This is a genomic window from Streptomyces sp. NPDC090994 (assembly GCF_044768905.1).
Lineage (GTDB): Bacteria > Actinomycetota > Actinomycetes > Streptomycetales > Streptomycetaceae > Streptomyces.
The window spans coordinates 158,163-179,815 of the sequence record NZ_JBIVWS010000004.1 but is presented as its reverse complement, the minus strand read 5'-3'; the positions used below and the strand labels follow the sequence as shown (position 1 = coordinate 179,815).

20 protein-coding genes are annotated in these 21,653 nt (G+C 72.3%); 12 read left to right on the top strand and 8 right to left on the bottom strand.

Annotation, left to right across the window (positions count from 1 at the left end):
• The first annotated feature begins 188 nt into the window (after window positions 1-188).
• The 4 genes from ACIQR3_RS10925 (at window position 189) to ACIQR3_RS10910 (ending at window position 4,109) form a co-directional block, all read left to right on the top strand.
• Window positions 189-788, top strand: a complete 600-nt coding sequence (locus ACIQR3_RS10925; RefSeq protein WP_403537785.1) for a TetR/AcrR family transcriptional regulator — start codon at window positions 189-191, stop codon at window positions 786-788.
• Window positions 789-891: 103 nt separating this feature from the next.
• Window positions 892-3,114: an MMPL family transporter gene (locus ACIQR3_RS10920; RefSeq protein WP_403537156.1), complete on the top strand. Its 2,223-nt coding sequence runs from the start codon at window positions 892-894 to the stop codon at window positions 3,112-3,114.
• Window positions 3,115-3,291: 177 nt separating this feature from the next.
• Window positions 3,292-3,798: a YbaK/EbsC family protein gene (locus ACIQR3_RS10915; RefSeq protein ID WP_403537153.1), complete on the top strand. Its 507-nt coding sequence runs from the start codon at window positions 3,292-3,294 to the stop codon at window positions 3,796-3,798.
• 35 nt (window positions 3,799-3,833) lie between these two features.
• Window positions 3,834-4,109, top strand: coding sequence for a DUF1876 domain-containing protein (locus ACIQR3_RS10910; RefSeq protein ID WP_403537150.1), 276 nt, complete (start codon window positions 3,834-3,836; stop codon window positions 4,107-4,109).
• A 55-nt stretch (window positions 4,110-4,164) separates the two neighbouring features.
• Here the strand turns inward: ACIQR3_RS10910 and ACIQR3_RS10905 are convergent, their stop codons facing one another.
• The 4 genes from ACIQR3_RS10905 to ACIQR3_RS10890 all read right to left on the bottom strand — a co-directional run bounded on the left by ACIQR3_RS10905 (window position 4,165) and on the right by ACIQR3_RS10890 (window position 8,060).
• Window positions 4,165-5,340, bottom strand: coding sequence for a serine hydrolase domain-containing protein (locus ACIQR3_RS10905; RefSeq protein ID WP_403537783.1), 1,176 nt, complete (start codon window positions 5,338-5,340; stop codon window positions 4,165-4,167).
• A 131-nt stretch (window positions 5,341-5,471) separates the two neighbouring features.
• A complete protein-coding gene (locus ACIQR3_RS10900; protein WP_403537148.1) occupies window positions 5,472-6,227 on the bottom strand; it encodes an energy-coupling factor ABC transporter ATP-binding protein in 756 nt (251 codons plus the stop codon).
• Complete coding sequence (gene cbiQ / locus ACIQR3_RS10895) at window positions 6,215-6,976, bottom strand: cobalt ECF transporter T component CbiQ (protein WP_403537145.1); 762 nt, start codon at window positions 6,974-6,976, stop codon at window positions 6,215-6,217. The genes ACIQR3_RS10900 and cbiQ overlap by 13 nt, the downstream gene beginning before the upstream one ends.
• Window position 6,977: 1 nt before the next feature.
• Window positions 6,978-8,060, bottom strand: coding sequence for an energy-coupling factor ABC transporter permease (locus ACIQR3_RS10890; RefSeq protein WP_403537142.1), 1,083 nt, complete (start codon window positions 8,058-8,060; stop codon window positions 6,978-6,980).
• A gap of 139 nt (window positions 8,061-8,199) precedes the next feature.
• Between ACIQR3_RS10890 and ACIQR3_RS10885 the strand changes: the two genes are divergently transcribed.
• Window positions 8,200-8,571 (top strand): SsgA family sporulation/cell division regulator, encoded by a 372-nt coding sequence (locus ACIQR3_RS10885; protein WP_403537139.1) that lies wholly within the window; start codon window positions 8,200-8,202, stop codon window positions 8,569-8,571.
• Window positions 8,572-8,670: 99 nt separating this feature from the next.
• On the opposite strand, the gene ACIQR3_RS10880 is transcribed toward ACIQR3_RS10885, so the two are convergent.
• The 3 genes from ACIQR3_RS10880 to ACIQR3_RS10870 all read right to left on the bottom strand — a co-directional run bounded on the left by ACIQR3_RS10880 (window position 8,671) and on the right by ACIQR3_RS10870 (window position 13,923).
• Window positions 8,671-10,338, bottom strand: a complete 1,668-nt coding sequence (locus ACIQR3_RS10880; RefSeq protein WP_403537136.1) for a penicillin-binding transpeptidase domain-containing protein — start codon at window positions 10,336-10,338, stop codon at window positions 8,671-8,673.
• Between the two features lie 77 nt (window positions 10,339-10,415).
• Complete coding sequence (locus ACIQR3_RS10875) at window positions 10,416-12,029, bottom strand: penicillin-binding transpeptidase domain-containing protein (protein WP_403537133.1); 1,614 nt, start codon at window positions 12,027-12,029, stop codon at window positions 10,416-10,418.
• A 142-nt stretch (window positions 12,030-12,171) separates the two neighbouring features.
• Window positions 12,172-13,923, bottom strand: coding sequence for a dolichyl-phosphate-mannose--protein mannosyltransferase (locus ACIQR3_RS10870; RefSeq protein ID WP_403537131.1), 1,752 nt, complete (start codon window positions 13,921-13,923; stop codon window positions 12,172-12,174).
• A 61-nt stretch (window positions 13,924-13,984) separates the two neighbouring features.
• On the opposite strand from ACIQR3_RS10870, the gene rsmI reads away from it, so the two are divergent.
• The 5 genes from rsmI to ACIQR3_RS10845 all read left to right on the top strand — a co-directional run bounded on the left by rsmI (window position 13,985) and on the right by ACIQR3_RS10845 (window position 18,223).
• Window positions 13,985-14,857, top strand: coding sequence for a 16S rRNA (cytidine(1402)-2'-O)-methyltransferase (gene rsmI, locus ACIQR3_RS10865; protein ID WP_403537128.1), 873 nt, complete (start codon window positions 13,985-13,987; stop codon window positions 14,855-14,857).
• Between the two features lie 251 nt (window positions 14,858-15,108).
• Entirely contained in the window at window positions 15,109-15,486 is a 378-nt protein-coding gene (locus tag ACIQR3_RS10860; protein ID WP_403537125.1) for a hypothetical protein, read from the top strand.
• Window positions 15,487-15,508: 22 nt separating this feature from the next.
• Complete coding sequence (locus ACIQR3_RS10855) at window positions 15,509-16,393, top strand: TatD family hydrolase (RefSeq protein WP_403537122.1); 885 nt, start codon at window positions 15,509-15,511, stop codon at window positions 16,391-16,393.
• A gap of 43 nt (window positions 16,394-16,436) precedes the next feature.
• Complete coding sequence (gene rsmA, locus ACIQR3_RS10850) at window positions 16,437-17,300, top strand: 16S rRNA (adenine(1518)-N(6)/adenine(1519)-N(6))-dimethyltransferase RsmA (protein WP_403537120.1); 864 nt, start codon at window positions 16,437-16,439, stop codon at window positions 17,298-17,300.
• A gap of 29 nt (window positions 17,301-17,329) precedes the next feature.
• The gene (locus tag ACIQR3_RS10845) at window positions 17,330-18,223 is read left to right on the top strand and encodes a 4-(cytidine 5'-diphospho)-2-C-methyl-D-erythritol kinase (protein ID WP_403537118.1); all 894 of its coding nucleotides are present in this window, start codon (window positions 17,330-17,332) and stop codon (window positions 18,221-18,223) included.
• A 6-nt stretch (window positions 18,224-18,229) separates the two neighbouring features.
• On the opposite strand, the gene ACIQR3_RS10840 is transcribed toward ACIQR3_RS10845, so the two are convergent.
• The gene (locus ACIQR3_RS10840; protein ID WP_403537781.1) at window positions 18,230-18,820 is read right to left on the bottom strand and encodes a Uma2 family endonuclease; all 591 of its coding nucleotides are present in this window, start codon (window positions 18,818-18,820) and stop codon (window positions 18,230-18,232) included.
• Window positions 18,821-18,975: 155 nt separating this feature from the next.
• Between ACIQR3_RS10840 and ACIQR3_RS10835 the strand changes: the two genes are divergently transcribed.
• Window positions 18,976-20,784 (top strand): ABC-F family ATP-binding cassette domain-containing protein, encoded by a 1,809-nt coding sequence (locus ACIQR3_RS10835; RefSeq protein WP_403537115.1) that lies wholly within the window; start codon window positions 18,976-18,978, stop codon window positions 20,782-20,784.
• A gap of 142 nt (window positions 20,785-20,926) precedes the next feature.
• Entirely contained in the window at window positions 20,927-21,607 is a 681-nt protein-coding gene (locus tag ACIQR3_RS10830; RefSeq protein ID WP_403537112.1) for a LuxR C-terminal-related transcriptional regulator, read from the top strand.
• Window positions 21,608-21,653 lie beyond the last annotated feature (46 nt).

Genomic DNA, 21,653 nt, shown 5'->3' with positions numbered 1-21,653 from the left:
AGCAACTCGTGACGGGGCGCGGGCGGCGGCCTTACAGGGAACTGACAACCGTGACCGAGGACACGTACGAAACCGTTTCGTTTCGCTAGCGGGGATGGGTTATCTTCGACACACAAGCAGACCGTGTTGTCCATGACCGTTCATGACCGTTCACGACCGTGACCGTCACGGAGGAGGGAGTGAGGGAGATGGCCGAGGCCGCGACGGCGCGCCGCAGCCGGATCACTCCCGAGCGCGAGGCCGAGCTGTACGGGGCCGTGCTCGACCTGCTCCGCGAAGTCGGTTACGACGCCCTCACCATGGACGCCGTGGCCGCCCGTACGCGGTCCAGCAAGGCCACGCTCTACCGCCAGTGGGGCGGCAAGGCCGAACTGGTCGTCAAGGCCATCCGGCACGACAAGCCGGGAAAGATCGCCGACATCGACACCGGGTCGCTCCGCGGTGACCTGCACTGTCTGCTGACCCGCGAGGACGACTGCGCCATGGAACAGAACTCCGCGCTGCTGCGGGGCGTCGCCATGGCCCTGCACCGCAACCCGGACCTGCGCCAGGCGTTCCGGGACCAGCTGATCGAACCCGAGATGGCCGAGTTCCGGCGCGTGCTGCAACGCGCCGTCGACCGGGGGGAGATCAGACCGGACTGCCCGGCCCTGGACTTCCTCGTCCACATGATGGTCGGCGGCTACGCCACGACCGTACTGCTGGACGAACAGCCACCCACCCGGGCCTTCCTCGCCTCCTACATCGACGCCGTGATCCTCCCCGCCCTCGGCGTCTCCGCCTCCTGACACCTCCCCTCCTGCAAGCCCCCACCTGACGTCACCGCTCACGTCGCCGGGCTGATCACCCCTGCCCTGAATCACTCCACGACATGACCGGGAGTACGCCCTCGTGGCCACGTTCCTCTACAAACTCGGCCGCCTCGCCTTCCGGCGACGGCATTTCGTCGCCCTGATCTGGGTCGCGCTGCTCGCCGTCGCCGGCATCGGCGCGGCCAGCGCCCCGTCCGCCGGCAACTCCTCCTTCTCCATTCCCGGCACCGAGGCCCAGAAGGCCTTCGACCTGCTGGAACAGCGCTTCCCCGGCCAGAGCGCCGACGGGGCGACCGCACGCGTCGTCTTCAAGGCACCCGACGGCGAGAAGATGACGGACGCCGACAACAAGGCGACCGTCCTCAAGGCCGTCGACGAACTCTCCGACGGCTCCCAGGTCACCTCCGTCGCCGACCCCTACGAGGCCGACACCGTCAGCGAGGACGGCACCATCGCCTATACGTCGGTGACGTACGACGTCTCCGGCATGGAACTGGAGGAGGCCGGCAAGGAGGCCCTGGAGGACGCCGCCCAGCAGGCGCGGGACGCCGGGCTGACCGTCGAGATCGGCGGTGACGCGCTCCAGGCCGTCCCGGAGACCGGCTCGACGGAGATCATCGGCATCGCGGTCGCCGCCGTCGTCCTCGTCATCACCTTCGGCTCCCTGGTCGCGGCCGGACTGCCGCTGCTCACCGCGCTCATCGGCGTCGGCATCGGCGTCTCCTCCATCACCGCCCTGGCCAGCGCCCTGGAACTGGGCTCCACCACCTCCATCCTGGCGATGATGATCGGCCTCGCGGTCGGCATCGACTACGCCCTGTTCATCGTCTCCCGCTACCGGGCCGAACTCGCCGAGGGACGCGAACGCGAGGAGGCGGCCGGCCGGGCCGTCGGCACCGCCGGCTCGGCGGTGGTCTTCGCCGGCCTCACCGTCGTCATCGCCCTGGTCGGCCTGGCGGTCGTCAACATCCCGATGCTGACCAAGATGGGCGTCGCGGCGGCCGGCACGGTCGCCATCGCGGTCCTCATCGCGCTCACCATGGTCCCGGCGCTGCTCGGTCACGCGGGCCGCAGGGTCAAGCCGGCCGGCGCCAAGAGCAAGTTCCTGGGCGGTGCCCGCGCCGAGCGCGACCAGCGGCAGGACAAGCCCAACATGGGCACCCGCTGGGCCCGCTTCGTCGTCCGCCGCCCGGTCGCCGTCCTCCTCCTGGGCATCGTCGGCCTCGGCGCGGCGGCCGTCCCGGCGGGCTCCCTCGAACTGGGCCTGGGTGACGACGGCTCCCAGCCGACCTCCACCACCCAGCGCCGCGCCTACGACCTGCTGTCCGAGGGCTTCGGGCCCGGCTTCAACGGACCGCTGATGGTCGTGGTGGACGCCAAGGGCAGCGACGACGCGCAGGGCGCGTTCACCGAGGTGTCCGACGAGATCAAGAAGCTCGACGGCGTCGTCACGGTGACCCCCGCGGCGCCGAACAAGGCGGGCGACACGGCGACCATCACCGTGATCCCCGACTCCAAGCCGTCCTCCGTCGAAACCGAGGACCTGGTGCACGGCATCCGCGACGCGGGGGCCGGCGTCGAGGCGGACACCGGGGCGCAGACCCTGGTCACCGGCTCCACGGCGATGAACATCGACGTCAGCGAGAAGCTGAACGACGCGCTGATTCCGTACCTGGTCCTGGTCGTCGGCCTGGCCTTCCTCCTCCTGATCGTGGTCTTCCGCTCGATCCTGGTCCCGCTGAAGGCGGCCCTCGGCTTCCTGCTGAGCGTGCTGGCGGCCCTGGGCGCCGTGGTCGCGGTCTTCCAGTGGGGCTGGCTGGCCGGCCTGATGGGCGTCGAGGAGACCGGCCCGGTCATGTCGATGATGCCGATCTTCATGGTCGGCGTGGTCTTCGGCCTGGCCATGGACTACGAGGTCTTCCTCGTGACCCGCATGCGGGAGGCGTACGTCCACGGCGAGCAGCCCGGCGAAGCGATCGTCACCGGCTTCAAGCACGGCGCACGGGTCGTCACCGCCGCCGCGGTCATCATGATGGCGGTCTTCGCGGGCTTCATCGGTTCCAGCGAGTCCATGGTCAAGATGATCGGCTTCGGCCTCGCGATCGCGGTCTTCTTCGACGCGTTCGTCGTCCGCATGGCCATCGTCCCGGCGGTACTCGCCCTGCTCGGCAAGCGCGCCTGGTGGCTGCCGAAGTGGCTGGACCGCGCGCTGCCCAACGTGGACGTCGAGGGCGAGGGCCTGAAGACCCTGTCCGACGGCCGCAAGGACCCCGACGAGGACAAGGAACTGGCGCGCGCCTGACACCGCGTGGCCGAGTGAGACCAGCCGGTGAGGGTCCCGTGGGGACGGGTGGCCCTCACCGGCTTCCTCGTCCCCCCGTACGTACGCCGTGAGCGGCTCTCGTACGTCGTGAGCGGCCGTGCCGGCCACCGGACAACCCGGTCGCCCGTCACGCCCGGCACTCGCTACCGTGCCGCCATGACGACGACCGACGACACTCCCGACGCCCACCCCCGCTTCGCCGCCGCCCTGCGCGACATGGGGCTCGACGACCTCAACGGCCGGGTCCGGCGCTTCCCGGAAGCCACCCGCACCGCCGCCGAGGCCGCCGCGGCGATCGGCTGCGAGCTGAGCCAGATCTGCAAGTCGCTGATCTTCGCGGCGGACGGCGTCCCCGTGCTGGTCCTCATGGACGGCGCCTCCCGCGTCGACGTGGACCGGGTCCGCGAGGAACTCGGCGCCGAGCAGGTCACCCGCGCCAAGGCCGACGTCGTACGGGAGACCACCGGGTACGCCATCGGCGGCGTTCCGCCCTTCGGCCACCGCACCCGCACCCGCGTCCTCGCCGACCGCTCCCTGCTCGCCCACGAGACGGTCTGGGCCGCCGCCGGCACCCCGTACACCGTCTTCCCCATGGCCCCGCGGGACCTCGTCACCCACGCCGGAGCGACCCTCGTGGACGTGCGCGAACACTCCCGTCGGTAGCACCCTGGAAAGAGGGGCCCACGGAGGTGAACGACATGATGCCCACACCGGTCGGATGGCATGTAGAGGTCGAGTTCACGGAGGACGATCGGCATACGCGGGCGGTCGCGATGGTGCGGCTGTCGGACGGTACGGAGGTACGGGCGCACGGGCATGCCAGCAGGCACCGCGCCGACGCCCGGCAGCCCCGGGTCGGTGAGGAGGTCGCCGCGGCGCGGGCGCTGAACGAGCTGGCGATGCGGCTGCTCGACAAGGCGCACGGGGAGATCGACGAGGCGTCGGGGAGGGTGTCGCACCCGATCCACGTCTGAGCACCCGGTCCGGGTGTCAGCGTCCGGTCCGGGTGTCAGCGCCCGGGTCCGGAAGTCAGCGCCCGGCGTCCAGCGCCGTCCGTACCGCCCGGACCAGGGCCTGCGCCCGCGGGTCCGCCGTCACGGTCTTGCGGAAGCCGTTGGTGACGTAGCCGAAGGCGATGCCCGACTCCGGGTCGGCGAAGCCGAGCGCGCCGCCGCGGCCCGGATGCCCGAAGGAGCCGGGGGCGAGGAACGGGGACGCGCTGCCGTGCAGCATGTAGCCCAGGCCGAAACGGGTGCCGACGACGAGGACCCGGTCCGGGCCCGCCGACTCCTGCGCCCGGGCCGCCGCCAGCGTCCGGGCGTCGAAGAGCCGGACGCCGTCGACCTCGCCGGTCAGCGCGGCGTAGAAGCGGGCCAGCGCGTCGGCGGTCGCGATGCCGTTGGTGGCGGGCAGCGCCGCCGCCCGGTACGCCGGGTCGTTCTGGTCGGGGAACGGCGTGATCGCGCCGAAGGCGCGGCGGGTGAGGGAGCCGGGATCGTCGTAGGCGGCGGTGACGGAGCGCTTGGGACGCATGCGCAGGCCCCCGGACGGCGGCTGCACGTCCTCGACGCGGCCGGTCCGGCCCGCGCGGCCGGCCGCCTCCTCGTGTGCCGGGAGCCCGAGCCACAGGTCCAGGCCGAGGGGGCGGGCGATCTGGTCGGCGATCCACTCGCCGGTGCCGCGGCCGGTCACCCGGCGGACCAGCCCGTCCAGCAGCCAGCCGTAGGTGAGCGCGTGGTAGCCGTGGTCGGTGCCGGGTTCCCAGACGGGAGCCTGGGCGGCGACCGCCTCGGTCCCGGGCAGCGGATCGAGCGCCTCGGCGGGGGTGAGGGGACGGTCGAGGACGGGGAGGCCGGCCCGGTGGGCCAGTACGTGCCGGACCAGGACGCCTTCCTTGCCGTGCGCCTTGAACTCCGGCCAGTACGTGTGCACCGGCGCGTCCAGGTCCAGTTCGCCGCGCTGGTGCAGCAGCAGCGGTACGGCGGCGGCGACGCCCTTGGTGGCCGAGCGGATCACCTGGGCGGTGCCCCGCTGCCAGGGCTCGGTGCCGTCGAGGTCACGGGTGCCGGCCCACAGGTCGACGACCTTGCGGCCGTCGCGGTAGACGGCGACGGCGGCGCCCCGGTCGCCGAGGGTGGTGAAGTTCCGCAGGAACGCGTCCCTGACCGGTTCGAACTCCTCGGCCACTGTGCCGCGTACGGCCACGTCCACGTCCACGGCCACGTCCATGCTCCTCATCCCTTGCCGCTGCCACTCGCCCACAACAGTGCGTGCAACACGCACCGTTCACGGGCGATTCCTCATGTGGCCGCCGTCACGCCGCCGTCACGCCGCCGTCAGGCCGTCGTCACCGAGCGGGGGTCGAAGCCGAAGGGGAGTTCCAGGCGGTGCGCGCGCATCAGGGCGTCGTCGGAGAGCAGGTCCGCGGTCGGGCCGTCCGCCGCGATCACGCCGTCGCTGAGGATCAGCGAGCGCGGGCAGAGCTGGAGGGCGTAGGGCAGGTCGTGGGTGACCATCAGGACGGTCACGTCCAGGGAGAGCAGGATGTCGGCGAGTTCGCGGCGGGAGGCCGGGTCCAGGTTGGAGGAGGGTTCGTCCAGGACGAGGATCTCCGGTTCCATGGCGAGGACCGTCGCCACCGCCACCCGGCGGCGCTGTCCGAAGGACAGGTGGTGCGGCGGGCGGTCCTGGAAGCCGTCCATGCCGACCCGGGCCAGCGCCCGGTCCACCCGTTCCTCCAGTGCGGCGCCCTTCACCCCGGCCGCCGCCGGTCCGAACGCCACGTCCTCCCGGACCGTCGGCATGAAGAGCTGGTCGTCGGGGTCCTGGAAGACGATGCCGACCCGGCGCCGGATCTCGGCCATGTGCTTCTTGCCCACGGGCAGCCCGGCCACCGTCACCGTGCCCGCGCCGCCGGTCAGGATGCCGTTGAGGTGGAGCACGAGGGTCGTCTTGCCGGCGCCGTTGGGGCCGAGCAACGCGACCCGTTCGCCGCGCGCGACCGAGAAGTCGACGCCGAAGAGGGCCTGGTGCCCGTCGGGGTAGGCGTAGGCGAGGCCGGAGACCTCCAGGGAAGCAGTCACAGCACCCATCCCAGCAGACAGACCAGCAGCGCGGTGCACGGGAGGGCCAGCGCGTACGACCACTGCGCCCGGGAGGCGGTCACCTCGTCGATGACCGGCATCGCACCGGCGTAACCGCGGCTGACCATCGCCAGGTGGACGCGTTCGCCGCGCTCGTAGGAGCGGATGAACAACGCCCCGGCGGATTTCGCCAGCACGCCCCAGTGCCGTACCCCGCTCGCCTCGAAGCCGCGCGACTCCCGGGCGATCCGCATCCGCCGCATCTCGTCGGTGACGACGTCGCCGTAGCGGATCATGAAGGACGCGATCTGGACGAGGAGGGGCGGCAGCCTCAGGCGCTGGAGGCCCAGCAGGAGGGCGCGGAGTTCGGTGGTGGAGGCCAGGAGCACGGACGTGGCGACGCCCAGGGTGCCCTTGGCCAGGACGTTCCAGGCGCCCCACAGGCCGTTCACGCTCAGGGACAGGCCCAGTACGCCGACCCGGTCGCCCTCGGCCACGAACGGCATGAGGACCGCGAAGGCGACGAACGGCACCTCGATCAGCAGCCGCTTCAGCAGGAAGCCGGCCGGGACGCGGGCCGCGCAGGCGACCGACGCGAGCAGCAGCGCGTAGAGCCCGAACGCCCACATCGCCTCGCGCGGCGTGGACACCACGACGACCACGAAGCCGAAGGCCGCGGCGAGCTTGGTGTGCGGCGGCAGGGCGTGCACGGGGGAGTCCCCGTGCCGGTAGAGCCGGTGGGCGTGGCCCGCGCCCATCTCAGACGTCCGTGCCGGTCGGGGAGGTGTCCGCGGTGCGGCGCCGGCGGAGCGCCCAGAACACCGTGCTGCCCGCGACGACCGTGACGCCGACGCCGATCACGCCCGCGAGGCCGCCGGAGAGCCGGGCGTCGGCGATGTCCTTGACGCCGTAGTCGGCGAGCGGGGAGTCGGCGGCGGCGTGCTCCTCGGCCTTGGCGTCGATGCCCTGGTCGGCGGCGACCTTCTCCAGGCCGTCGGGGGAGGCGGAGGCGTAGAAGCTGACGAACCCGGCGAGGACGACGCAGACCGCCAGGCCGGTGAGCCAGATCGTGCGGCGGGAGCGGGGCGCCGCCACCGGGGCGGGCTCGGCGGCGGGCGCGTCGACCAGTTCGCCGCCGACCCGCAGCTTCAGCCGCTGCTGGAGCCCGCGCGCCCCGTACACCAGGTCCGGGCGTACGGCGATGACGGCGCCGACGGTCAGCGCGGTGATGACGGCCTCGCCGATGCCGATCAGGACGTGCACGCCGATCATGGCGGTGGCGACCTTGCCGATCGGGACGTCGGTGGTGCCGCCGATCCAGTAGACGAGGGTGAAGGCGACGGCGGCGGCCGGGACGGAGAGCAGCGCCGCGACGAACGAGGCGGCGGTCACCGAGCGCCGGGTGCGCGGCAGCACCTTCAGCAGGCCCCGGAAGACGGCGTAGGCGACGACCGTCGTGACGATCGCCATGTCGGTGATGTTGACGCCGAGCGCGGTCAGGCCGCCGTCCGCGAAGAGGATGCCCTGCATGAGGAGGACGACGGAGACGCACAGGACTCCGGTCCAGGGGCCGACGAGTATCGCGGCCAGGGCCCCGCCGAGGAGGTGTCCGCTGGTTCCCGCGGCGACCGGGAAGTTCAGCATCTGCACGGCGAAGATGAACGCCGCGACGAGGCCGGCCAACGGGGCCGTGCGCTCTCCCCCACGCTCGGCTTCGCCCGCGCGGGAGGTGCCCCCGAGTTCCCGCCGCGCGCCGCGCAGACTGACCGCCACGGCGCCGGCGGCGACGACTCCGGTGACCGCGGAGACCGGGGCGTTGATGAATCCGTCAGGTACGTGCACCTTCCGATGATAAGGAGTAGTTGCGACTCCTGTGCAAGAGCGAAGTAAAGGCTTATCTCATAACAGGTATATAGCTCAAAAGGCGTGATGCGTGAAATATGGGACATTGGAGAGGGGCCGAGGGTGAAGGAGCCGGTCGATGTCGGTGGTCGAACAGTACGCACGGGTCCAGGTGCTCACCGACGCGGACATACCCGAAGAGGGCGACGGCCGCTGCGTACCGGCGGTGCTGCGCTACGACCCCGCGGACGACCCCCGGTCGGTACGGATAGGACTGCCCGGCCCGCGCTGGTTCCGCTTCGCGCGCGAGCTGCTCGAACGGGGGCTGCGGGCGCCGGCCGGGACCGGGGAGGTGCGGGTGTGGCCGTGCGGGCGGGTGCGGGCCGTGGTCGAGTTCCACCCGGAGCGGGGCGGCTGCTCGGTGGTCCAGTTCGACACGGACGACCTGCTGCGCTTCCTGCGCCGGACGTACGCGGCGAACCCCGCGCTGGCGCAGCCCGTCCCGCGCTGAGCCGTCAGCCGTCAGCCGCCCGCCTTGTGAGCCGCCCGCCTTGAGCCGCCCGCCGTGAGCCGTCAGCCGCCCGCCTTGCGAGCCGCCCGCCGTGAGCCGTCAGCCGCCCGCCTTGAGCAGCGCCGCCACGATCGGTCCGGCCGTCTCGCCGCCGTGGCCGCCGGCCTGCACCACGCCCGCCGCGGCGAGATCGTCCCGGTAGGCGGTGAACCAGCCGTTCGGCTTCTTCTGGCCGTCGACCTCCGCCGAGCCGGTCTTCGCGCCGGCGTCCCCGCCGACCCCCGCCATCGCCTCCGCCGCCGTGCCGTAGTCGGCCGTGTAGGCCATCAGCTCGCGCAGCTGGGAGAGGGTGCCGGCGGACATCGTGCGGGAGGCGGTGGCCAGCTCGCGGTCGTCCACCGACGGGGCGACCAGGTACGGCTGGTGGAAGGTGCCGGACTTCACGGTCGCCGCCACGGACGCCATGTTCAGCGGGTTCATCCGCACCCCGCCCTGCCCGATGAGGGACGCCGCCATCTGGGCGTCGCTCTGCACGGGGACCGAGCCGTCGAAGGTGGGCACCCCGATGGCCCAGTTGTTCATGCCGAGGCCGAAGACCTCCTGGGCCTGCTTGGTCAGGTCGTCGTCGGAGAGCTTCCCGGCCTGGCTGATGAAGGCGGTGTTGCAGGAGCGGGCGAAGCTCGCCTTGAAGGTGCCGCCCTTGATGGAGAACTTGTCGTCGTTCTGGAACTTCCAGCCGCCGTAGGTGAAGTACTTCGGGCAGGGGTGCGCCTTGTCGGCGGAGGCCAGGCCCTTCTCGATCAGCAGCGACGAGGTGACGACCTTCATCGTGGAGCCGGGGGCCAGCGAGCCCTGGAAGGCGGTGTTGAAGCCATGGCCGCTGTTGGCGACCGCGAGGATCTCGCCGGTCGAGGCCCGGGTGAGGACGACGGACGCCCGCTCGGTCTCCTCCACCTGCGCCTCGGCGAGGGTCTGCAGCTCCGGGTCGAGGGTCGTCTTCACCGTGCCCGGCGTGCCCTCGCTCAGCTCCAGCAGGGTCTTGTCGGAGAGCTTCTTCGCCTTCGACTCCTTGCCGCGCACGATCCGCAGCTCGATCCCGGCCGTGCCGCCCGCCTTCTCGCCGTACTTCTCGCGCAGCCCGTCCAGGACGGTGCCCAGCGACGGGTACTTCACGGCGGTGATCTCGCCGCCGTCCCGGTCCACCGCCTTCACGGGCGGCGTCCCGGCCTCCCCGGTGACCAGCTCGTCGCCCTCGCCGAGGTCGGGGTGGACGACGGCGGGAGTGAAGGCGACCCGGGGTTCGCCGTCGCCGTCGCGGCGCACGACGGTCAGGGCACTGTCGTACGCCAGCGCCTTGCGGACGTCCTCGTACACCACCGTCGCCTTGACGGAGAACGGGACCTCGGCGCCGCTGCGGGTGCCCGGGGTGAGGGTGACGTCCTCGATGCGGGCGTCCTTCGCGTACGAGGTGAGCAGGGCCTTCGCCGCGGCGGTGGCGTCGGTGGCGGCGGCCGCCTCGGCGACCTCGCCCCGCTGCCAGGCGGTGAGGAACCGCTCGGCCGCCGTGGTGACCTCGGTGGCCGACAGAGGGCCGGTCTTCACGTTCTTCCCGGCCGCCGTGGTGCGCGCGTCGTCCCCGGCGTCCGCGCCGGCGGACAGCGCCCAGGCGCCGATCCCGGCCCCGGCGACGACCGCGGCGATCACCCCGCCGATCACGACGGGCCGCCTGCTGTTGCGTCGCTCGGCGACACGCCTTCTGTTGCCCACTGCTTTCCGTTCCCCTCGGTGCCGTCACGCTTCCAACGACGGCACACGGTCTTCGGTCCCGCCCTGCGCGGGTGAGGTCAGCCGCCGGCCCGCAGGACGTCCGCGACGATCGGCCCGGCCGCGTCGCCGCCGTGGCCGCCCTCCTCCGTCATGGCCGCCGCGGCGATGTCGCCCCGGAAGCCGGTGAACCAGCTGTTGGACACGGTCTGCCCGTCGACCTCCGCCGACCCGGTCTTCGCGCCGATGTCGCCGCCGAGCCCGGACATCGCCTCCATCGCGGTGCCCTGCGTGGCGGTGAGCCGCATCATCTGCTTGAGCTGGGACGACGTCTCGGACGACAGGCCCTCGGCGGTGGCCATCTCGCGGTCGTCCAGGTCGGGCGAGACCAGGTAGGGCTGGCGGAACGTGCCGGTGATCGCGGTGGCCGTCACCGACGCCATGTTGAGCGGGTTCATCTGGACCTGGCCCTGGCCGATGGCGTTGGCCGCCCGGTCCGGACCGGTGGAGGCGGGCACGCTGCCGTCGAAGGAGACGATGCCGGTCTTCCAGTTGTCCTTGCCGAGGCCGAACCGCTCCTGGGCCTCCTCCGTCAGCGAGGAGTCGGTGAGCGGCTTCTCGTCGATGAGCTTGATGAAGGCGGTGTTGCAGGACCGCTGGAAGCTGTTGGCCAGCGTGGCGGACTCGTCGGGCTCCATGCCGGTGAGGTTCTTGAAGACCTGACCCTGCCAGATCGCCTTGTCGGGGCAGGGGGCGGCGCCGGTCATCGAGGTCACGCCGTTGTCTATGAGCATCGCCGCGGTGATGATCTTCATCGTGGAGCCGGGCGCGACCCGGCCCTGGAAGGCCGCGTTGAAGCCGTCCGCGCGGTGGTTGGCGACCGCCAGCACCTCACCGGTGCTGGGCTTGACGGCCACCACCGACGACTCGTCGAACTCCTCGACCGCCTTCTCCGCCGCCGCCTGCACGCCCGCGCTCAGCGTCGTCTCCAGCTTGCCGGGCTCACCCTCGGTGAGGGTCACCAGCGGGGTGTCCGCCACCTCCTGGGAGGCGTGCCGGACCATCAGCTCGATGCCGGGCTCGCCGCCCGCCTGGTCGCCGTACTTCTCCCGCAGCGTGTCCAGGACCGGGCCGAGCGAGGGGTACTTCTCCTTGGTCAGCACCTTGCCGTCCCGGTCGACGGCCTCGATCGGCGGGTTCGACGCCTCGGCGGTGACCAGCGTGTCGCCGTCGGCCGACAGCTCCGGGTGGACGACGGACGGCTCCCAGTCGACCAGCGCCCGCCCGGTGGTCTTCCCGCGCACCACGCTCAACTGGCTCTTGTACGTCAGCGGCTCGGTCGCGCCCTGGTACGACACCTCCGCCTTCACGGTGAACGGCACCTTGGTGCCGGTCGCCGTGCCCGGGGTGATGGTGACGCCGCTGATGTGGGCGTCCTCGGCGTACGCCGTCAGCAGCTTCAGGGCCGAGGCGTCGTCGTTGGTGTACGAGGCCGCCGTGTCGGCCTTCCCGTCCTCCCAGGCCGCGAAGAACTTCTCGGTCGTCTCCGCGACCTCGTCACCGCTCGGCGGCCCGGTCTTCACCTCGTCCCCGCCGCCCAGCGCGGAGACCACGTTGTACGCGCCGTATCCGGCCCCTCCGACCATCACGGCGAACACTCCGCCGATGACGGCGGCCTTCATCCCCCTGCCCATCGGCAGTCCCCTCCCCATCGAGCTCCCGGACGCGTCGTTGAACGCGTTCAGAAAGTGGTCACACTGGCACTCTATGTGCCGCAAGTGACTTGCGGTACGCCTGTTTCCGTTTGGTGGCCGAACGGAGACACGGCGGTCCCGGTCACACCCAGGTGTCCAGCCACATCCGCGCCCGCCAGTCCTCCATCGGGATCGCCGTACCGGTGTAGATGGGCCAGAAATAGATGAAGTTCCACGCGACGAGGAGGAACAGGACACCGGCGGCCACCACGCCGCCCACCCGCCGCGCCTCGCTCGCCCCCGGCCGGCCGATCACCGCCCCCAGCAGCATCGCCACCGCCAGGCACAGGAACGGCAGGAAGACCACGGCGTAGAAGAGGAAGATCGTGCGCTCCTGGTACAGGAACCAGGGCAGGTAGCCGGCCGCGACGCCGCAGGCGATGGCGCCCGCGCGCCAGTCCCGGCGCAGCGCCCAGCGCCACAGCACGTACAGGAGCGCGAAGCAGCCCAGCCACCACAGCACCGGCGTGCCCAGCGCCAGCACCTCGCGGGCGCACTTCTCGCCCGCGTCCGCCGGACAGCCGTCCGTGCCGGGCGAGGGCGACTCGTAGAAGTAGGAGACCGGGCGGCCCAGGACGATCCAGCTCCACGGGTTCGACTGGTACGTGTGCGGCGAGGTCAGGTGGGTGTGGAACTCGTAGACCTGCGACTCGTAGTGCCACAGGCTGCGCCACCAGTCCGGGAACAGCCACGACCAGTCGCTGTTCTTCCCGTCGGTCGCCGCCCAGTCGCGGTAGTAGCCGCCCGTGCCGTCGCTCGGGGAGAGGATCCAGGCCGTCCAGGAGACCAGGTAGGTGACGAGCGCGACCGGGACGGTGGCGAGGAACGCCAGGCCCAGGTCGTACTTGAGCACCGCCGTGCGCGGGCGCACCGCGCCGGCCACCCGGCGGGCGCCCACGTCCCACAGCACCGCCATCACGCAGAACGCGACCATGATGTACAGGCCGTTCCACTTGGTGCCGATGGCCAGGCCCAGCATCAGCCCCGCCGCCCAGCGCCACGGCCGCCACCCGAGCCGGGTGGTCTCGGCGACACGCGCGTCCGGGCGGACCAGGCCGTCGCTGTCCACCGGCAGCGCGGCGGCCAGTCTCGCCCGCGCCCGGTCCCGGTCGACCAGGAGGCAGCCGAAGGCGGCCAGCACGAAGAAGACCAGCACGCTGTCGAGCAGCGCGGTCCGGCTCATCACGAAGGCCAGCCCGTCCAGCGCCAGCAGCGCGCCCGCCAGACAGCCGAGGAACGTGGAGCGCAACAGGCGGCGGCCGATCCGGCACAGCAGCAGCACCGAGAGGGTGCCGAGCAGCGCCGTCATGAACCGCCAGCCGAACGGATCGAACCCGAACAGCCACTCGCCGGCCCCGATCACGAACTTGCCGACCGGCGGATGGACGACGTACGACGCGTCCGTGGGGACCGTGACGTCCCCGCCGGAGTTCAGGACCAGGTCGTTGGCGTTCTTGTCCCAGTTGACCTCGAAACCGCGGTTGATCAGCGCCCACGCGTCCTTGGCGTAGTACGTCTCGTCGAATATCACCGCCTTCGGGCTGCCCAGGTTCCAGAACCGCAGCACCCCCGCCACCAGCGTGACCAGCAGCGGACCGCCCCAGCCCGACCAGCGCACCAGCCGGTCGGCGGCCTTCTCGGACACGCCGAGGACGGCCCACAGCCGGGGGCCGGGCCGCGTGTACGGCGGCACCAGCCGCTCGCGGACGTCGCTGCGGGCGGGGGCCGTGTAGCCGAAGCGGCGCAGCCGCCGCTGCCACGGCGGCCGCCTCTCGTGCGGCGCCTGGTCCTGGCCGGTGTCCGTGGAATCCATGGACGACGCTGTACTGGTCACCGCGCCATCGTAGGGAACCGGTCTGTGCGAGTCCCGTGCTTGCCCCTGCGAGGATGGAAACGTGACAGTCGCAACCGGAATCCTGGTCCTCGCCGGCACCCCCATCGGCGACCTCGCCGACGCCCCGCCCCGGCTCGCCGACGAGCTGACGGCCGCCGATGTCGTCGCCGCGGAGGACACCCGGCGGCTGCGCCGGCTCACCCAGGGGCTCGGCGTGACGCCCAAGGGGCGCGTGGTGTCGTACTTCGAGGGCAACGAGGCGGCGCGCACGCCGGAGCTGGTCGAGGAACTGGTGAACGGCGCGCGGGTGGTGCTGGTGACCGACGCCGGGATGCCGTCCGTCTCCGACCCCGGCTACCGGCTGGTCGCGGCGGCCGTCGAGCGGGGCGTCAAGGTCACCGCCGTGCCCGGACCGTCCGCCGTGCTGACCGCGCTGGCACTGTCCGGGCTGCCGGTGGACCGGTTCTGCTTCGAGGGGTTCCCGCCGCGCAGGACGGGCGAGCGGCTGAGCCGGCTGCGGGAGGTCGCGGGCGAGCGCCGCACGCTCGTCTACTTCGAGTCCCCGCACCGCGTCGCCGACACCCTCGCCGCGATGGCCGAGGTCTTCGGCGGCGAGCGGCGCGCCGCGGTCTGCCGGGAACTGACCAAGACGTACGAGGAGATCAAGCGCGGCCCGCTGGGCGAGCTGGCGGCGTGGGCGGCCGAGGGCGTGCGCGGCGAGATCACCGTCGTCGTCGAGGGCGCGCCGGAGACGGGCCCCGGGGAGATCGACGCGGCGGAGCTGGTGCGCCGGGTGCGGGTGCGCGAGGAGGCGGGGGAGCGGCGCAAGGAGGCCATCGCGGCGGTGGCCGTCGAGGCGGGCGTACCGAAGCGGGACGTCTTCGACGCCGTGGTCGCGGCGAAGAACGCGGGGGCGGCGGCCTCGGGGGCGTGAGGCGCCGGGGCGTGCGGGGCGGCGGCCTCGGGGGCGTGAGGCGCCGGGGCGTGCGGGGGCGGGCGTCCCATGGCCCGGTAAACGGGCGGTCGGCAAGGCAAAGCCCCGCGCCGCTGTGGACGGCCGTTCGGCAAAGGTCTGCCAAATCGCCGCCAACACTTGACATCCCTGGGGATTCCGGGCCGATCCGGGCATCCACTGGAGGAACGGGACGCGTCCACGCCCCACCTCCGCGGACCTAGGGAGTCGGTATGAGCGAGACCACGGTGCACGAGTCGTACTCCTTCGCCTGCATGCGCTGCGGCAGCGGCTGGGAGCAGTCCTACGAGATAGAGCACCACACGGACGCCCAGGGCCGGACGTCCGTGGTGTACCTGGCCGACGGGCGGATCGTGCCCTCCCCGCTCTCCCGGCCCACCTGCCACAACTGCGACGGGCACGTCGTACGGATCATGCGGCCGGGGCGGGTGGCCTCGGCGCGGAAGGCCGCGGCGCACGGGCCGTACGCCGCCGTGCCCCGGCAGGCCGGGCCGGTCGAGGCACCGGTGGCGGGCGGCGTGGCCGAGCGGCGGCACTGGCACGTCGCCGACCTGCTGCACGCCCTGCACCTGCACCGCAAGGCGGGCTGACCGGCGTTTGTAGGATCGGGGCATGCCTTCCCACGCCCCAGCCGACAAGAACGCGGCGCCCCCGCCGCCCGAGCCCCTGCGGGTGCCGGTCGCCGACTCGCACACCCACCTCGACATGCAGTCCGGCACGGTCGAGGAGGGCCTCGCGAAGGCCGCGTCCGTGGGCGTGACCACGGTCGTCCAGGTCGGCTGCGACCTCGCCGGCTCCCGCTGGGCGGCCGAGACGGCGGCGGCGCACGAGAACGTCCACGCCGCCGTCGCCCTGCACCCCAACGAGGCGCCGCGCATCGTCCACGGCGACCCCGACGGCTGGTCCCGGCAGGGGGCGCGGGGACCCGGCGGGGACGCCGCCCTCGACGACGCGCTCGCGGAGATCGACCGGCTGGCCGCGCTGGCGCAGGTCAAGGCCGTCGGCGAGACGGGACTGGACTACTTCCGCACCGGCGAGGAGGGCAAGGAGGCGCAGGAGCGCTCCTTCCGCGCCCACATCGAGATCGCCAAGCGGCACGGCAAGGCGCTGGTCATCCACGACCGCGACGCCCACGCCGACGTCCTGCGGGTGCTGAAGGAGGAGGGCGCCCCCGAGCGGACCGTCTTCCACTGCTACTCCGGCGACGCCGAGATGGCCGAGGTCTGCGCCGCGGCCGGCTACTTCATGTCCTTCGCCGGCAACGTCACGTTCAAGAACGCCCAGAACCTGCGCGACGCTCTCGCGGTGGCCCCGCTGGAGCTGGTGCTGGTGGAGACCGACGCGCCGTTCCTGACCCCGGCGCCCTACCGGGGGCGGCCCAACGCGCCCTACCTGATCCCGGTCACCGTGCGCGCGATGGCCGCCGTACGGGGCATCGACGAGGACACGCTGGCGACCGCGCTGGCGGCGAACACGGCGCGGGCCTTCGGCTACTGACCGGCGGGACGGGCGGGCGCGCGGGCCCGGCTACCCTTGCGGGGTGAGCAGCCCCACCCCGCAAGACGCCCTGCTGGGCCCCGCCGACGTCCGTGAACTGGCGGCCGCCCTCGGCGTCCGCCCCACCAAGCAGCGCGGCCAGAACTTCGTCATCGACGCCAACACGGTCCGCCGCATCGTGCGCACCGCCGAGGTCCGCCCCGACGACGTGGTGGTCGAGGTGGGCCCGGGTCTCGGCTCGCTCACCCTGGCCCTGTTGGAGGTGGCCGACCGGGTCACCGCCGTCGAGATCGACGACGTACTGGCCGCGGCGCTGCCCGCCACCGTCGCGGCCCGGATGCCCGAGCGCGCCGACCGGTTCGCGCTGGTCCACTCCGACGCCATGCGGGTCACCGAGCTGCCGGGCCCCGCCCCGACCGCGCTCGTCGCCAACCTGCCGTACAACGTGGCCGTCCCCGTCCTCCTGCACATGCTGGAGACCTTCCCGAGCGTGGAACGCACCCTCGTCATGGTCCAGGCGGAGGTCGCCGACCGGCTCGCCGCCGGGCCCGGCTCCAAGGTGTACGGCGTGCCGTCCGTGAAGGCCAACTGGTACGCCGAGGTCAAGCGGGCCGGCTCCATCGGGCGTAACGTCTTCTGGCCGGCGCCCAACGTCGACAGCGGACTGGTGTCCCTGGTGCGGCGCGCGGAGCCGCTGGGCACGACCGCGTCGCGGGCCGAGGTGTTCGCCGTCGTCGACGCCGCCTTCGCCCAGCGCCGCAAGACCCTGCGGGCCGCCCTGTCCGGGTGGGCCGGGTCGGCGGCGGCGGCCGAGGCGGCACTGGTCGCCGCGGGTGTGTCGCCGCAGGCGCGTGGAGAGTCCCTGACCGTGGAAGAGTTCGCGCGGATCGCCGAACACAAGCAGTGACACAAGCAGTGACGGAAGGCAGCGAGCACGTGAGCGTAACCGTACGGGTCCCCGCCAAGGTCAACGTCCAGCTCGCGGTGGGCCCGGCCCGCCCCGACGGCTTCCACGACCTGGCCAACGTCTTCCTCGCCGTCGGCCTGTACGACGAGGTCACGGCGACCCCCGCCGACGCGCTGCGCGTCACCTGCGACGGGCCGGGCGCGGACCAGGTGCCCCTGGACCGCACCAACCTCGCCGCCCGCGCCGCGCTCGCCCTCGCCGAGCGCTACGGCCGCGCCCCCGACGTGCACCTCCACATCGACAAGGACATCCCCGTGGCCGGCGGCATGGCGGGCGGCAGCGCGGACGGCGCGGCGGCGCTGGTCGCCTGCGACGCGCTGTGGGGGACGGGCGCGTCCCGTGACGAGCTGCTGGAGATCTGCGCCGAACTGGGCAGCGACGTGCCGTTCAGCCTGGTCGGCGGGGCGGCGCTGGGCACCGGGCGGGGCGAGAAGCTGACCGAGCTGAAGGTGGGGGGCACCTTCCACTGGGTGTTCGCGATGGCGGAGCGGGGGCTGTCGACGCCGGCGGTGTTCCGGGAGTTCGACCGGCTGGGCGAGGGGGCGGACGTCCCCGACCCGGTGGCCTCGCAGGCGGTGCTCGACGCCCTCGCGGGCGGCGACCCCGGTGCGCTGGCGGTGGCCGTCTCCAACGACCTCCAGCCGGCCGCGCTGTCGCTGTTCCCGGAGCTGGCGGACACGCTGGCCGCGGGGCGCGCGGCGGGGGCGCTGGCGGCGATCGTCTCGGGCTCGGGCCCGACCACGGCGTTCCTCGCGGGGGACGCGGACGCGGCGACGGTCGTCGCCGGGGTGCTGCGGGCCTCCGGCACGTGTGGGACGGTGCGGGTGGCGGAGGCGCCGGCGGTGGGGGCGACGGTGGTCTGAGCAGGCTCAGGTGAGGGCCAGGTCGATGGCGATGGTGTGCGGCTTGTCGACCTTGATGTGGTCGCGGTGGATGCCCATGTGCACGTACGCCTGAGTCATCGGGTCGAGTTCGTAGACGTGGATGAGGGGCTTGCCCTCCGTGCCGCTCTGCTCCACCCGCCAGAAGTGCGGAATGCCGGCGGCGGCGTACTTGTGGGGCTTGGTCGTGCGGTCGCGGGACTCGGAGTCGGGGGAGACGACTTCGATGGCGAGCAGGACGTCCTCGACTTGGAAGCGAGTTTGGTTGACGCCGGTGACCGCGTCGGCCCGGACGACGCTGATGTCGGGTTCCGGGCCATTGCGGTCGTCCAGGACGACGGTCATCTCCCGCTCGATGCTGTACCTCTCGTCGAGGCAGTCGCGCAGCCCGTTGAACAGCAGGTTGATCATGAGGTAATGGAAACGGCGCTGCGGACTCACGAAAACCAGGCTCCCGTCGATCAGCTCGGTGTGCGGCGGGAGATCCGGCAGTGTGAACAGGTCGTCCACGGTGTAGCCGTCCACGGGAGGCACCGGCCAGCGCTGGGTGCTGCGGTGCTCTACGGACTCGGCGGTCATGGTTCCTCCCATGGACGGGATCCTGCTGCCTGCCCTCCACGGTAGCGGGACGATCTGACATGCGTCACTACAAAGAGTGACGACCTTTGTCCGTGTCACCCCGCCTCCCGAAGGGCCTACGCTTGAAAGCTGATCGTCCCCCAGTCAGGAGAGAAATGGCCGTCAACCTGGTCAATGTCGAGAACGTCAGCAAGGTGTACGGCACCCGTGCCCTGCTGGACGGGGTGTCCCTCGGTGTCTCCGAGGGGGACCGCATCGGCGTCGTGGGCCGCAACGGTGACGGCAAGACCACGCTGATCCGGATGCTCGCCAAGCTGGAGGAGGCCGACACCGGCCGGGTCACCCACTCCGGCGGGCTGCGGCTCGGGGTGCTGACCCAGCACGACTCCCTCGACCCCGCCGCCACGGTGCGGCACGAGGTCATCGGTGACCTCGCCGACCACGAGTGGGCGGGCAACGCCAAGATCCGGGACGTGCTGACGGGACTGTTCGGCGGGCTGGACCTGCCGGGGTTCCCGCAGGGGCTGGACACCGTCATCGGGCCGCTGTCCGGTGGTGAGCGGCGGCGGATCGCGCTGGCCAAGCTGCTCATCGACGAGCAGGACCTGATCGTCCTGGACGAGCCCACCAACCACCTCGACGTCGAGGGCATCTCCTGGCTCGCCCGGCACCTGAGCGCACGGCGCTCCGCGCTGGTCTGCGTCACCCACGACCGCTGGTTCCTCGACCAGGTCTGCACCCGCATGTGGGACGTGCAGCGCGGTGACGTCTACGAGTACGAGGGCGGCTACTCGGACTACGTCTTCGCCCGCGCCGAGCGGGAGCGGATCGCCGCGACCGAGGAGGCCAAGCGGCAGAACCTGGTCCGCAAGGAGCTGGCGTGGCTGCGGCGCGGGGCGCCCGCGCGGACCTCGAAGCCGCGGTTCCGGGTGGAGGCGGCGAACGAGCTGATCGCGGACGTGCCGCCGCCCCGGGACAGCAGCGAGCTGATGAAGTTCGCGTCGTCGCGGCTGGGGAAGACGGTCTTCGACCTGGAGGACGTGACGGTCCAGGCGGGTCCGAAGGTGCTGCTGAAGCACCTGACCTGGCAGCTCGGGCCGGGGGACCGGATCGGTCTGGTCGGGGTCAACGGCGCGGGCAAGACGTCGCTGCTGCGGGCGCTCGCGGAGGCCGCCACCAGTGAGGGCGAGCGGCAGCCGGCGGGCGGGCAGATCAAGGTCGGCCGGACGGTGAAGCTGGCCTACCTGTCGCAGGAGGTCGCCGAGCTGAACCCGGACTGGCGGGTGCTGGAGGCCGTGCAGCAGGTGCGGGAACGCGTCGACCTGGGCAAGGGGCGCGAGATGACCGCCGGGCAGCTGTGCGAGACGTTCGGCTTCGGCAAGGAGAAGCAGTGGACGCCGGTCGGGGACCTGTCGGGCGGTGAGCGGCGCCGGCTGCAGATCCTGCGGCTGCTGATGGACGAGCCGAATGTGCTGTTCCTCGACGAGCCGACGAACGACCTCGACATCGAGACGCTGACCCAGCTGGAGGACCTGCTCGACGGCTGGCCCGGGTCGATGATCGTCATCTCCCACGACCGGTTCTTCGTGGAGCGGACCACGGACCGGGTGTACGCGCTGCTCGGCGACGGCGCGCTGCGGATGCTGCCGCGCGGCATCGACGAGTACCTGGAGCGGCGGCAGCGGATGGAGGAGGCCGCGGCGGCCTCGGCGCCCGCGCCGGTGGTGGAGAAGGCCGCCGCCGAGCGGAGCGCCGCTGACCAGCGGGCCGCGAAGAAGGAACTGCAGAAGATCGAGCGGCAGTTGGACAAGATCTCCGAGAAGGAGAGCACGCTGCACGCGCGGATCGCCGAGCACGCCACGGACTTCGCGAAGGTCGCCGAGCTGGACGCCGAACTGCGGGAACTGTCCGGTCAGCGGGACGAGTTGGAGCTGCGCTGGCTGGAACTGGCGGAGGACGCCTGACTCGGTCGTATTGCGAGGAATTTCGGTGATCCGGGGCAGTTCTCGCCGGTAGGGGGAGCGCGACGTCGAACAAGCGTGTAGCTTCCGGGGGCAGGTCGGGGGACTGTGCCGGGGGACTGTGGGGCGGGACTGGGGGGTTGCAGTGGGAGTGCGGCTGATGGTGGTCGACGACCACCGATTGCTCGCCGAGGCGTTGGCCTCGGCGTTGAAGCTGCGGGGGCACCGGGTGCTGGCCGCGGCGGCTCCGGCCGCGGGGGCGGCGGAGCTGGTGATCAGCCGGGCGCCGGAGGTGTGCCTGATGGGGACGGCGACGCCGGCCGAACCGGGGATCTTCGACCCGGTGGTACGGATCAAGCGGGACCGGCCGCAGGTGGCGGTACTGGTCCTGGGGCCGGTGCCGAGCCCGCGCGGGATCGCGGCGGCGTTCGCGTCGGGGGCGTCCGGGTACGTCCGGCACGACGAGCGGATAGAGGGCGTCGAGCGAGCGATCATGAAGGCCCGGGCGGGGGAGGCGGCGGTGGCCCCCGCGTTGCTGCAGGGCGCCTTCGCCGAACTGCTCAATCCCGCCGCGCAGCCCGACGACGAGGGCCAGCGGCTGCTGCAACTGCTGACCCCCCGGGAACTGGAGGTCCTGGTCCGGGTCGCCGACGGCGAGGACACGCGGCTGATCGCGGCGGGGATGGGGATCGCGCCGTCGACCGCGCGGACCCATGTCCAGCGGGTGCTGATGAAGCTGGGCGTCGGGTCCCGACTGGAGGCGGCGGCACTGGCGGCCCGGACGGGGTTGCTGGACCGGGCGGGGGCGGGGGCCTCCGGCGGTTGAGCGGATGGGGGAGGCGTCCGTTCCGAAACGCTTGTCTCCCAGGGGC

What these genes read in the sequence shown, in the direction of transcription:
- ACIQR3_RS10925 (WP_403537785.1), top strand. Translation starts at nt 189, where the DNA reads ATGGCCGAGGCCGCGACGGCGCGCCGCAGCCGGATCACTCCCGAGCGC.
- ACIQR3_RS10915 (WP_403537153.1), top strand. Translation starts at nt 3,292, where the DNA reads ATGACGACGACCGACGACACTCCCGACGCCCACCCCCGCTTCGCCGCC.
- ACIQR3_RS10910 (WP_403537150.1), top strand. Translation starts at nt 3,834, where the DNA reads ATGATGCCCACACCGGTCGGATGGCATGTAGAGGTCGAGTTCACGGAG.
- ACIQR3_RS10900 (WP_403537148.1), bottom strand. Translation starts at nt 6,227, where the DNA reads ATGGGTGCTGTGACTGCTTCCCTGGAGGTCTCCGGCCTCGCCTACGCC.
- cbiQ (WP_403537145.1), bottom strand. Translation starts at nt 6,976, where the DNA reads ATGGGCGCGGGCCACGCCCACCGGCTCTACCGGCACGGGGACTCCCCC.
- ACIQR3_RS10885 (WP_403537139.1), top strand. Translation starts at nt 8,200, where the DNA reads ATGTCGGTGGTCGAACAGTACGCACGGGTCCAGGTGCTCACCGACGCG.
- ACIQR3_RS10875 (WP_403537133.1), bottom strand. Translation starts at nt 12,029, where the DNA reads ATGGGCAGGGGGATGAAGGCCGCCGTCATCGGCGGAGTGTTCGCCGTG.
- ACIQR3_RS10860 (WP_403537125.1), top strand. Translation starts at nt 15,109, where the DNA reads ATGAGCGAGACCACGGTGCACGAGTCGTACTCCTTCGCCTGCATGCGC.
- ACIQR3_RS10855 (WP_403537122.1), top strand. Translation starts at nt 15,509, where the DNA reads ATGCCTTCCCACGCCCCAGCCGACAAGAACGCGGCGCCCCCGCCGCCC.
- ACIQR3_RS10840 (WP_403537781.1), bottom strand. Translation starts at nt 18,820, where the DNA reads ATGACCGCCGAGTCCGTAGAGCACCGCAGCACCCAGCGCTGGCCGGTG.
- ACIQR3_RS10835 (WP_403537115.1), top strand. Translation starts at nt 18,976, where the DNA reads ATGGCCGTCAACCTGGTCAATGTCGAGAACGTCAGCAAGGTGTACGGC.